The sequence below is a fragment of the Idiomarina sp. UBA4520 genome (assembly GCF_002388365.1).
GTDB lineage: Bacteria > Pseudomonadota > Gammaproteobacteria > Enterobacterales > Alteromonadaceae > Idiomarina > Idiomarina zobellii.
Map to the genome: position 1 here is coordinate 1 of NZ_DGMK01000003.1, position 12,930 is coordinate 12,930.

Consider the following 12,930-nt stretch of genomic DNA (forward strand, 5'->3'; position numbering starts at 1 on the left):
GAATTGATAAATAAGAAAGTTCCAGCTCCTCAGGCGCATTTAGTTGCAGATTTTGCCAAACGGTTATACCGAAACATAGCGAGTGATGATTTAACCAATCGTCACGACAGCGATATGTACGGTGCTGTCTTAGGACTTTGGCATAGCTTTAACGAATATACTCCAGGCGATAAAGCACTCATAAAAGTTTATAACCCAGATGTGCCAACTGACGGTTGGGAATCGCCGCATACTATCGTGGAAATTATCCAAAGCGATATGCCGTTTATGGTTGACTCAGTTCGCATGGCGTTATCGCGTCTGGGCATTACATCACACTTGCTGTTGCATATGCCGATTAGCCATAAGCGCGACAAGAGCCAGCAAGTTACAGAGCTACAAAAGCCGGGCACGCGTAGCAAAGATAATTATGTCGATACCGTGTTCCTGATAGAAATTGACCGTCAGACCAGTAAAGAAGAGATTAAGACATTGAAGAAAGAGCTGGTCTCGGTGATGGAAGAAATTAGCCTGGCTGTTCAAGACTGGAAGCCAATGCGTGAGCGCTTGCAAGAAGTAGCTAAAGAGCTTAGTAACGATTTTTATCCTGGCGATAAAGTCTATAAAGACGAGGCTAAGAAGTTTCTTAAGTGGTTGGCAGACGACAACTTTACGTTAACTGGTTATCGTGAATATGAACTCAGCCCGGTGAAAGGTGACTATGAGCTAAAACAGCTTAAAGAGACCAGCCTTGGTTTGATGAAAAACTCGGTCAGTGATAAAGGCCGTTTGGTTTCATCCTTGCCGGAAGATGCTCGCGAAATCATCCAGAATGATCGACTGTTACTATTGACTAAAACCAATTCTAAGTCGCGTGTCCACCGTCCAGCGTACTCGGACTACATTGGCATAAAACGATTTAACGAACAGGGTAAAGTTATTGGTGAGCACCGCTTTATCGGTCTTTACTCAGCGAGCTTCTATAATAACAGCACCTCAGATATTCCTCTGGTTAGCGAAAAAATCGAGCGTGTTTTGGAAATGTCTGGTTTCGCACCACAGTCTCATGCTGCAAAGGCGTTACTGAATATTTTAGAAACCTACCCACGTGATGAAATTGTTCAGGCTGAAGAGGATGACTTATTAGAAGTCGGTCTGGGCGTGCTGCAAATGCAAGAGCGTGATATGACTCGCGTGTTTTTGCGCCGAGATATCTTTGGTCGCTTCATGTCATGCATGGTTTACGTGCCGAAAGAGCGCTACAACACCTTACTGCGTGAGCGTACGCAAAGTATATTGGCAAGAACGTTCAAAACGGAATACGACGTTGACTTTACGACGTATTTTTCAGAGTCATCATTGGCGAGAACACACTATACAGTCCGTTTAAGTGATGGTCATCAGACGATTAACGTGAAAGATTTGGAGCAAAACTTGATTGAAGCTGCACGCACCTGGGAAGATAATTTCGAGAGAATTTTACAGTCTACATACGGTGAAGCTCAGGCAACGCGTCTCAACAAGCGTTATTCTTCAGCTTTCCCTCGCGCATATAAAGAAGATGTACTACCGTCGGTGGCTATCTCAGACATTAAGCAACTTGAGTCATTAGATGATGACCACAAGTTGGGCATGGTGCTGTATCGTGCGCAAGAAGAGAAAGACGACAGCAAGCATCTGCATCTGAAATTATTCCATAAAGACGAGCCTATTCATTTGTCTGACGTGCTGCCGATGCTCGAAAACTTTGGTTTACGAGTTATTGGTGAAAGCCCGTATCAGATTAAAACGAGCGATGGTCATATTTTCTGGGTTCTTGACTTCCAAATGCTTCACACGGCGGGTTCACTGGACTTAGATGAAAGTCGCGAAACCTTCCAAAATGCCTTTGCTAAAGTATGGGACGGGCAGCTTGAAGATGACGGCTTCAACCGTTTAGTACTGGGTGCGGGTATGAACGGTCGCCAGGCAACCATTTTGCGCATGCTTGCTAAATATATGCGCCAAATTGGTACAACATTCAGCCAAAGCTACATTGAGAGTACCTTTAGTAAGTATCCGCTGCTGGCTAAATTGGTTGTGAAAATGTTCTATACCAAGTTTGAGCCGGGCACCAAAGATGTCGAGAAAAAGCTCGAAGCGTTGCACACACGCATTAACACCGAGTTGGATAACGTTGCCAACTTAGATGACGACCGCATTATTCGTCGTTACGTTGAGCTCATTGATGCCGCACTTAGAACAAACTTTTTCCAAACCGATGAAAACGGCAACGATAAGCCTTATATCTCATTGAAATTCCTGCCGGAAATGGTGCCGGAAATGCCGCTGCCATTGCCGAAGTTTGAGATTTTCGTTTACTCACCGCGTGTTGAAGGTGTTCATTTACGTGGCGGCAAAGTTGCTCGTGGCGGCTTGCGCTGGTCTGACAGACGAGAAGACTTCCGCACCGAAATTTTAGGACTGGTCAAAGCTCAGCAAGTGAAGAATACCGTTATTGTGCCGGTTGGCGCAAAAGGTGGTTTTATTTGTAAAGCGCTGCCGGAAGACCGTGAGGGCTTTATGGCAGAGGGTCAGGCATGCTACAAAACGTTCATTCGCGCACTGTTAGACATTACTGACAACATTATTGAAGGCGAAATTATTCCACCGAAAGACGTTGTGCGTCATGACGAAGACGACCCATATTTAGTGGTCGCGGCCGATAAAGGCACCGCAACCTTCTCGGACATCGCTAACGGTATCTCTGCCGAATATAATTTCTGGTTAGGCGATGCGTTTGCGTCCGGGGGTTCAGTCGGCTATGACCACAAGAAAATGGGTATTACCGCACGCGGAGCCTGGGAGTCTGTTAAACGTCATTTCCGTGAAATGGGCATTGACTGTCAAACCACTGACTTTACCTGTGTTGCTATCGGCGATATGGGCGGTGACGTATTTGGTAATGGCATGTTGCTGTCTAAACACACGCGCTTACAAGCTGCGTTTAACCACATGCACATTTTCATCGACCCAGAGCCAGATGCAGCAAGCTCCTGGAAAGAAAGAGACCGCTTATTTAAATTACCGCGCTCTACCTGGGACGATTACAACAAAGAGTTGATTTCTAAGGGCGGTGGTGTTTTCTCAAGAAGTGCCAAGGCCATTGAGTTAACGCCAGAAATTAAAAAGATGATTGGCACCAATAAGAAGTCGATGACGCCAAACGAGCTGATAAAAGCCTGTTTAACGATGGAAGTCGATCTTATTTGGAACGGAGGTATTGGTACTTACGTCAAAGGTAAAGCGGAAACCGATACTGACGTCGGCGACCGCGCAAATGACGCGTTACGTGTTAACGGCCGCGAACTCAAAGCAAAAGTTGTGGGTGAGGGCGGTAACCTTGGCTTCACCCAACTTGGTCGTATTGAATTTGCGCAGAAAGGTGGACGCATTAATACCGACTTTGTCGATAACGTCGGTGGCGTCGACTGCTCGGATAACGAAGTTAACATTAAGATTTTGCTGAACGGTCTGGTCAACAGTGGCGACTTAACACAGAAGCAGCGTGACAAGTTACTGTATGACATGACTGAAGAAGTCGCTGAGATTGTTCTGGATGACTGTAATCGTCAAACGCAGTCGTTATCGGTCACTGCGCTGCGTGGCGCTGATCAGATAAAAGAGCTGCAGCGCTTTATTCATCAGTTGGAACGTGACGGTGCGCTGAATCGTCAACTGGAGTTCTTACCAGATGATGATGAACTGGCCGAACGCCAGGCTTCGAATCAGGGGTTAACTCGTCCAGAGCTTTCAGTATTAACCGCTTACGGAAAAATGGTTCTGAAAGAACAATTGATCACAGACGAGATCACTGAAGATCCTTACCATGCTCGTGAGCTATTTGATTCGTTCCCGGTACCACTGCGTGAGCGTTTTGCTGAAGCAATGACGTCGCACCCGCTGAAAGGGCAGATCATTGCAACCAAGCTGGCCAACAACATTGTTAATGACATGGGGCCAAACTTTGTATTCCGTAAGCAGGAAGCAACAGGCGCTAGTGTTGCAGAAGTTGCCTCAGCTTATGTTGTTGCACGTGAGTGTTTCAAAGTTGAAGAGCTAGTGGACAAAATTGAAGCGTTGAACAATAAAGTACCGGCTGAAGTTCAAAACGACGTATTGTTCCAGCTTCGCCGTATGGTCCGCCGCGCAACTCGCTGGTTCCTGCGCCACAGAAACCCAACGTTGAATGGTATTCAGGAACACCTGGATTTCTACATGGGCGCATTTGATGACCTTCGTAAAAACTGTCTGAAGTACATGATTGAAGACGAAGCAAAAGTTATTGAAGAGACCATTGAGAAATACAAAGAGCATGGCTTCCCGGCTGAACTAGCGAAGCACGTTGCCAGCTTGAGCACCATTTTCTCTGCTATGGATTTAGCTGAAGTGGCTAACGAAAGCGGGCAAAACCTGAAAACGGTCGGAACACTTTACTTCCGTTTAGGTGCTGAGCTTAACTTACACTGGTTCTTAACGCAGATTAATAACCAACCGGTTGCTAACCACTGGCAAGCACTGGCTCGTGCCGCTTTCCGCGAAGAGCTGGATTGGCAGCAACGCTCACTGACGCAAGTGGTATTAAAAGCAACCTCAGACGCGAAAGACCCAGAGAAGATGATAAGCGAGTGGGTAGAGAAGAACGAAACACTGCTGTACCGTTGGCAGCAAATGCTTTCTGACTTTAAAACTACTAAGAGCCATGAGTTTGCTAAGTTCTCAGTCGCGTTACGCGAGCTGATGTTACTTAGTCATAACTGTGCACCAAAAGTATCCAGCTAATGTACGGAATTATTCGTTCATGGCTGTTTCGCCAAGACGCCGAGCGCACGCATGAGTTTGCGCTCGGTATTTTAAAGCGTTGGCACAACACCCCGTTGTCGCTGTTTTGGAAACAGAGTGTTCCAGATAAACCGTGCGAGGTGATGGGTATTCGCTTCCCTAACCCGGTGGGTTTAGCGGCAGGTCTTGATAAAAACGGCGAGTGCATAGATGCTTTTGGTCAAATGGGCTTTGGTTTTGTTGAAATAGGGACTATCACGCCGGTTGCTCAACCGGGTAATGATAAACCTCGCTTATTCCGCTTGGTAAATGATGAAGCCATAATTAACCGGATGGGCTTTAATAACGAGGGTGTTGATAAGCTTTTGGAGAATGTTAAAGCCACTTCTTATAAAGGCGTGCTTGGCATTAACATTGGCAAAAACAAAGTAACTCCCGAAGAAGAGGCTATTAACGACTACCTTATTTGCCTTGAGAAAGTCTACCCGTATGCAGATTACGTCACCATTAATATTTCATCGCCCAATACGCCGGGTTTACGTAATTTGCAGCACGGCACTGCATTAGATGACTTGCTCAGTAAGCTAAAAGCGTCCCAAGCTGAGCTGCATAAAAAGCACGATCGCTACGTACCTTTAGTCGTGAAAATTGCCCCAGATCTAACAGCAGATGAAGTCACTGTAATGGCGAAATCACTGCTCAATGCCAACATTGACGGTGTTATTGCAACTAACACAACACTTGCCCGAGATAATTTAACTGACTCGCAAGCGTCAGAAGCCGGCGGTCTTAGCGGGCGTCCGTTGCAAGATAAAAGCACAGATGTTATCCGTCACTTAAGCAACGAGCTTCAGGGGAAAATGCCGATTATTGGGGTAGGGGGTATTAATAGCGCCGCTGCGGCTAAAGAGAAATTAGCTGCCGGAGCAAGTTTAGTTCAGGTTTATACTGGGTTTATTTATCACGGCCCTAAACTTATTAAAGAAGTTGTTAACGGCTTGTAATAGATACCTGAGTCTAGTATCTTTAGCCGTATATTATTTAGTCGCATTCGAATCATTTCGCTCATATTAGAAGAATAAAGGGCAACAGCGTGGAATCACAACCGCATTGGTTATGGCTATACAATCAAGAATCTGGCGAGCTTTCTGTTAAGCTCTCAGAAGAAAACTCATGCCAAATAGCGTATAAACCAAGCCAGCTGGTCAACATTCATTTTGAACGTTCTGAATTGGATATTGAGGATGCGACTGTATTTCAGTCAACAACCGAACTCCTCGAAGGCTATCCAAGCGACAAGCTCCCATGTGCTATTGACGATGCTGCATTACATGCAATGGCCTGGAAGCGTTTCGGCCGTCCTCAAATGCCACAAAGCTGGCACTTTCAAAAATCAGATATTACTGAATGGTCAGAAGAGCGTCGTTTATGTGAGCTCAACTCCGGGTTCGATCAAGGCTTGTTTATGATTATAGATGCGGATGATGAGTTTGCATCCTGTGTCTTGCTTGACGAGTCTATGCAGTTGTCTGCCATTAAGACCATGCGCCAATTTCAAGTAATAAAAGTGACCTTAAATCGGTTACTACCCGCCACTATTGACTTAGCAATGTCTTCACAGTCGTCCTGGGGACAGCGTTTAGCATAAAGTTTTTGTGTTAGCTTTCAGGTATTCTGTTTGGAAGTAAATTTCAGAAGATTATTTAAAGGAGTTACTTTAGAAAGGATAATTGGTTGCGGGGGCAGGATTTGAACCTACGACCTTCGGGTTATGAGCCCGACGAGCTACCAGACTGCTCCACCCCGCGTCCGATGAGGCGAATACTATACCTGTCCTTTCCATAGCGCAAGCCTTATTTCACTTAACCGCCTACTATTCAGTCAAATTGGAGTTAAGTGCTTATTAATTACTCATTTAAGGTTATTTCCCGGGTTATTAAAGACAGCCAAGTGGCTCTCCGTTATAATTGCGGTTTACTGAATGAACAAGTCGGAATTTATGCATCGTTTTTTTATCGCCTGTGCCAAAGGGCTCGAAGAGCTACTTCACGAAGAATTGCAGGCTTACGAATTACCTTATTTAAAACAAACATTTGCCGGTTGCTATATCGATGCTTCTTTAGAGCAGGCCTACCGCATTGTTATGTGGTCTCGTTTGGCAAGCCGTATGTTGCTCCAGTTAGGTGAACACGAACCCAGCAGTCTGGACGACATAAAGCTGACACTGACTCAGTTTAACTGGCAAAGTGTCTTTAGTAATAATGAAACCTTTATCGTGGACTTTTCCGGTGGTAATGACGATATTCGTCATACTCAATTCGGTGCACAATTGGTAAAAGACTGTATTGTCGACTACTTCCGAAATAAGGGGCTGGCAAGACCGAACATAGAAAAGGAGCAGCCCGATATTCGTATTGCGGTTCGTCTGCATAAAGGAAAACTGGTGTGGTCGTTAGACTTCTCTGGTGACGGTATGCACAAACGTGGTTATCGGACAGAGCAGGGCGCAGCGCCGTTGCGCGAAACCTTAGCGGCAGCAATTCTTATTCGCTCGGGTATTAAAACCGAGTTAGAAAAATCCCAGCCTGCTATTTTCGATCCTTTCTGTGGCTCAGGCACTTTGCTTATTGAGGCTGCGATGATGGCTTGTGATCACGCACCGGGTCTTGGTCGCGGGCACTGGGGCTTTCTGCGCTGGAAAGGACATGACACAGCTGCATGGCACAGTGTGCTAGACGAAGCGGAAGAACGCTTCAAGGTTGGCAAGGCCGCTTTCAAAGGCACCATAAAAGGTTCTGATAGTAGCGGAAGAATGATATCCATTGCCCGCAGTAACGCGAGTCGCGTACTACTGAATAATGTTATTGAGTGGGAAGAGCGAGACGCAACAGACCTGGAAGCCCCTGCTGAATCAGGCTTGTTGGTTACAAACCCGCCTTACGGTGAGCGTTTAGGTGAGGTCGTTGAGACCTTATTGCTTTACCAGCGTTTTGGGCAAACCTTAAAAGAAAACTTTCACAACTGGCAGTTATCAATACTTGCCGGTGACGAGCAACTGCTGAAGCGTTTACGACTGAGAAGTCATAAGAAGTATTCGTTACTAAATGGTGCTATCCCAGTCACTTTAGCGCTTTATGACTTAACTAAAGAGCAGCCAAACTTTACAGAAAGTAAAAGTAATGACCTTTTAAATAGACTTAAAAAGAATTATTCAAAACTTCGCAAGTGGGCTGACAAAGAAGAGCTGGATTGTTGGCGCGTCTATGACGCCGATATTCCTGAGTACAATGCTGCTATTGATATCTATGGCGACTACTTAGTGGTTCAGGAATATGCCGCTCCTAAAACAGTACCCGACGGGGTCGCAAACGACCGTCTGTGGTTCATGCTGGAAACCTTAAGTGAAGCCCTACCATTTGATGAAAGCAATATTGTATTAAAGCGACGCCAGCGCCAAAGCGGTCGCCAGCAATATGAGAAGCGCTCGCAGGAAAGTAAGGTACTGACGGTTCACGAATACGGTGCACGTTTCGAGGTGAACTTAACCGATTATCTCGACACGGGTTTGTTTATGGATCATCGCTTAGTTCGCAAGGAGCTTTTGGACAAGTGTAATGAGCTCGATATTCTAAACCTGTTTGCTTATACCTGTACAGCATCGGTTCAGGCTGCCAGAAGCGGGGCGAAACGTGTGGTTTCGGTAGATATGTCGAACACTTACCTTAAATGGGGTGAACGCAACTTTGAACTTAACAATTTGCGTGGCGACTATGATTTTATTCAAGCTGACTGCTTTAGCTGGATGCGGGAGCAAAGAGGGAAGCAAGCATTTGATGTAATCTTCCTGGATCCACCAACGTTCAGCAACTCCAAGCGAATGACGGGCACACTGGATATACAGCGTGATCACGTTGGGTTGATAAAAACCGCAGCAAACTTGCTGCACGAAGACGGTGTCATTTTGTTTTCTAACAACCGCAAGAAATTCAAAATTGACGTTGAAGGTCTGGAGAAAGCCGGCTTTGAAGTTAACGACCAAACGCAGGCGTCTATACCTGAAGACTTCAAACGTCATAAAGGCATACACCATTATTTTATTATTTCCCGGGCGCACTAATGTCGGCAGTTTACCTATTAACTAAGCCCCATTGCCCGTTGTGCACACAAGCGTTGCAAATGCTGCATCAGTTAGCATTAGAAGAGCCTGTAGAGCTTGGCGTCGTCGATATTTCGGAACAAGATGACTTACAAGAAGAATATGGCTGGCTTGTGCCTGTATTCGTGAAAGCCAGCGATGACAGTGAACTTCGTTGGCCATTTGATGAAAAGCAATTATTGGAGTTTATTGAGCAATGAGTTTGTTGCGAGTTCAGGATGCTCATTTAGCCTTTGGCGCAGATGCGATTCTTGATGGCGTCGATTTTACCGTAGAAGCCGGTGAGCGCATTTGCCTGGTTGGTCGCAATGGCGCAGGCAAGTCGACATTACTAAAGACAATTGACGGCGAAGTTACTTTAGATTCGGGTAGTGTGCAGTGGATAGGTGATACTAAAGTATCACGTTTACCTCAGGACCCTCCTGCACAGTCTACGCAAAAAATTTATGATTATGTTGCTGAAGGCTTAGCCGAAACCGGAAAGCTATTATCGGAATATCATGAGCTTTCCGAACAGCTGGCTGATGCAGCGCATAGCGAAAAGGTGTTACAAGACTTAGAAAGAGTTCAGACCGCTCTTGATGCCTGCAACGGTTGGCAAATGGCCACTCGTATAGAACAAACATTAACGCGCTTGCAGTTACCTGCTGACGACACCATGGCCTCATTGTCTGGTGGTTGGTTAAGACGTGTTGCTTTAGCGCGCGCTTTGGTTGTTGACCCAGACTTGTTATTGCTGGATGAGCCGACCAACCATTTAGATATTGAAATGGTCCGTTGGCTGGAGGAACAAATTGTCGCCTTTAAAGGGGCTGTGTTGTTTATCAGTCACGACCGCGCATTTATTCGACGTCTGGCCACTCGCATTATAGACCTCGATCGCGGCATACTCACCAGCTACGTAGGTAACTACGACAATTACTTGGTAAAAAAGAACGAAGCGCTGGAAGTTGAGGCTGCCCAAAACGCCGAATTTGACAAAAAACTCGCACAAGAAGAGACGTGGATCCGACAGGGCATTAAGGCGAGACGAACGCGCAATGAAGGCCGAGTTCGAGCGTTACAAGACTTGCGCAAGCAGCGACAACAGCGCCGTGAACTGCAGGGTAAAGCGAACTTATCAGTGAACGAGTCACAACGTTCCGGTAAGAAAGTCTTTGAAGGCGAAAATATGTCACTGGCGTTTGGGGAACAGCAAATCATTAGCGATCTCGATTTGTTGCTCATGCGTGGTGACAAAGTTGCTTTTGTTGGCCCTAATGGCTGTGGAAAGAGTACCTTAATTAAGGTTATTTTGGGTGACCAGCCGGTGGATTCTGGCGTCGTACGCTTAGGAACAAACCTGGAAGTTGCTTATTTTGATCAACATAGGGCACAACTCGATCCAGCACAGTCTGTTATGGACAACGTGGGGGATGGTAAACAGGATATAGAGTTCCAGGGGCGTCCACGACATATCCTAAGCTATTTACAGGACTTCTTATTTACACCGAAACAGGCGCGGACGCCGGTTAGTGCGCTGTCGGGTGGTGAACGTAACCGAGCTCTTCTGGCAAAGATACTGCTAAAACCAAGCAATATTTTGGTACTCGATGAGCCTACCAACGACTTAGACATTGAAACGCTGGAACTTTTAGAGCAGATTATTGCGAATTACGAAGGCACGGTACTCTTGGTTAGCCACGACCGTGAATTTGTCGACAACACCGCAACCAGTGTCTTGTATTTCGAAGGTGAGGGCGTCATAACCGAGATAGTGGGTGGTTTTACAGAGCTTGAGCATTACCTGAAAAACAAAGCTCCTACAACTAAGGCAGATTCTTCTAAAACTAAGGGAACCAAAGCCCTAACAAAAGAGTCTGACTCGAACGAAAAACAAGAATCGAATACACAAAAATCGGTTAAAGGTTCAGCCAAGCCGCGTAAAAAGTTATCCTACAAGCTACAACGTGAACTGGAAGCTTTGCCGCAAGTTATTGCTGAAAAAGAAGCACGACTGGAAAAATTACAAGAATCAATCAATGAAGCCGGGTTTTTTGAACAACCACTAGAAAAGACAGAGCCTGTGATGAACGAAATTACTGAGCTGGAAGAGCAGCTCATGCAGGATCTTGAGCGTTGGGAAGAACTCGAAAACTTATCAGAATAGAGTAGTTATTAATAATGAAAACATTTACAACAAAAGCTGTTACTGCCGCTATTTTGTCATCGCTGTCACTGTCAGCTGCCGCTGACTTGTATCAGGTAGAAGAAGTGCCGACAGCGGACAACTTCCGTCATAGCTTTGCCAGAGATATTAACGCTCAAAATTTTGTGGTGGGTGTTTCGCGCTTACCAGAAACCGCAGAAATTGACTTTGAACGGTTGGGTGTAGAAGACCCTGACACTCTAACTGACGAGCAAATTGTTAACTTTATTCGTAATCTTGCAAACGAAAGCTCTTCAGAAACGCAAAGACAGCGTATAGGGCTTAATCAAGCGTTCTACTTTGATACGACAACCCAGGCGGTAGAACCTATTCCGCCGACGGGTGAGCAATGGGCAGATAGTACTGACAGCTTTTTCTACAGCATAAACAATGCTAACTCGGCTGTGGGTTACAGTACCGCGCCTTACGAGCTTATCGAGTATACCTATACCGATGGCGACGGCGAGGAGCAAACGCAAGAATACTTTGTCTCTGACTTTATTACTCGTGGAGTATGGTTTAACAATGGCGAAGTAACTCAGGTAACGCCACCAGAAACGCAATACTTAGGCGGTGAAACAGCGTTAATGGACATTAACGATTCAGGCTTAGCAGCCGGTTATGCGAGTGTGGCAGTCAGCCCTTTAGCTGAAGAGCGAATTGCTGACTGTACGCCTGAAGACGAAGAAACGATAGTTACAGCTCCTGTGGAAGTTTGCGCATGGAATACCTGGTTCTCCTTAAAAAATAGTGCAGCCGGTAATATTGAACCTTTTCGCTTCAGCTTTTATTCCCGAAGAAGCAATAGCGGCTCCTTTAGAGCGAACCGCTCTATCTACGACGTTCGCGGCTTCTTATGGCAGTTAGATTCTAGTGGCAATGTCATTGGTGAACCACAGCAGCTTGGCACTTTAATGCCTCGTGAAGAAGAAGATGAAAACGACTTTTCGAGTTACGCATACACGGTCAACAACAACGGTATAGCCGGTGGTCAAAGCTGGACGTATCACCCAGACTTAGACGCGATAAAAATGCCGGCTATTTTTGTCGAAGGCGAAGCCTTAGCGGTAACAGAAGACACAAAATATCGTTGGGGTTCGGTCAATGATATTAACGATAATAACGTTGCGACGGGTTACCTTGCCGAAGTTATTTCGTCTAAGCTGAGAACTACCGGCTTCATTTATAGTGTGGACAACGAACAGCTTACAACCTTACCGGGGTTCTTCACTGGCTCATCTACAGTCGCTAATGCTATTAATGATGACGGTATTGTGGTCGGGACTGGAGAAGTTGAAGCAACCTTAGCGACTCGCGACAGAGCTGGCTTTATGTTCGACTCAACAGAAGAGGGCGCTGAGTTTATTAATTTGAACGATACAATAAGCTGTGACGCTCCCTACAATATTATTGAGGCGAACAGTATTAATGACAGCGGCGTTATTGTTGCAACCGCTTTAAAAGCTGAAGAGTACACTGACAGCGAAGGGGAAACTCAAACACGCGACGTGGTCGTTACGGTGAAACTTGACCCTTCGGCAGCTGATGGCGAGCTAAACGACTGTACCCAACAAGAAAACCGTGTTGAAAGACAAGGTGCAAGTTTAGGTCTTGGCACGTTGCTCGGCTTTATGGGTTTAGGCGCACTTATTTCTGTATTTCGCCGTAAATCAAAAATTAATAGCTAAACGTTCTATATAAAAAAGTGGCACAGTTTCAATTCGTTAAAAAATGTCAACTGAGACTCTGCCACTTTTACAATTGAACTCTCTCCAAATAAGTCTAT

7 protein-coding genes and 1 tRNA gene are annotated in these 12,930 nt (G+C 45.7%); 7 read left to right on the top strand and 1 reads right to left on the bottom strand.

The annotated features are described in order from the left end of the window. The 3 genes from B3850_RS01220 to B3850_RS01230 form a co-directional block, all read left to right on the top strand. Nucleotides 1–4,800 (top strand): NAD-glutamate dehydrogenase (locus B3850_RS01220; RefSeq protein ID WP_286911266.1); only part of this gene is annotated, 4,800 nt, incomplete at its 5' end. Then, a complete protein-coding gene (pyrD, locus tag B3850_RS01225) occupies nt 4,800–5,804 on the top strand; it encodes a quinone-dependent dihydroorotate dehydrogenase (protein ID WP_273269502.1) in 1,005 nt (334 codons plus the stop codon). The genes B3850_RS01220 and pyrD, both read left to right, overlap by 1 nt. An 89-nt stretch (nt 5,805–5,893) precedes the next feature. Continuing rightward, a complete protein-coding gene (locus B3850_RS01230; protein WP_286911267.1) occupies nt 5,894–6,448 on the top strand; it encodes a cell division protein ZapC domain-containing protein in 555 nt (184 codons plus the stop codon). 83 nt (nt 6,449–6,531) lie between these two features. On the opposite strand, the gene B3850_RS01235 is transcribed toward B3850_RS01230, so the two are convergent. Beyond that, a tRNA-Met gene (locus B3850_RS01235) sits at nt 6,532–6,608 on the bottom strand. A 191-nt stretch (nt 6,609–6,799) separates the two neighbouring features. On the opposite strand from B3850_RS01235, the gene rlmKL reads away from it, so the two are divergent. The 4 genes from rlmKL to B3850_RS01255 are packed head-to-tail and all read left to right on the top strand — an operon-like array spanning nt 6,800 to nt 12,832. Further along, complete coding sequence (gene rlmKL / locus B3850_RS01240; protein WP_286911278.1) at nt 6,800–8,917, top strand: bifunctional 23S rRNA (guanine(2069)-N(7))-methyltransferase RlmK/23S rRNA (guanine(2445)-N(2))-methyltransferase RlmL; 2,118 nt, start codon at nt 6,800–6,802, stop codon at nt 8,915–8,917. Next, entirely contained in the window at nt 8,917–9,156 is a 240-nt protein-coding gene (locus B3850_RS01245; protein ID WP_286874304.1) for a glutaredoxin family protein, read from the top strand. The genes rlmKL and B3850_RS01245 overlap by 1 nt, the downstream gene beginning before the upstream one ends. Continuing rightward, complete coding sequence (gene uup / locus B3850_RS01250) at nt 9,153–11,105, top strand: ATP-binding cassette ATPase Uup (protein ID WP_286911268.1); 1,953 nt, start codon at nt 9,153–9,155, stop codon at nt 11,103–11,105. The genes B3850_RS01245 and uup overlap by 4 nt, the downstream gene beginning before the upstream one ends. 14 nt (nt 11,106–11,119) lie before the next feature. Next, nucleotides 11,120–12,832, top strand: a complete 1,713-nt coding sequence (locus tag B3850_RS01255; RefSeq protein WP_286874310.1) for a DUF3466 family protein — start codon at nt 11,120–11,122, stop codon at nt 12,830–12,832. Nucleotides 12,833–12,930: the final 98 nt, after the last annotated feature.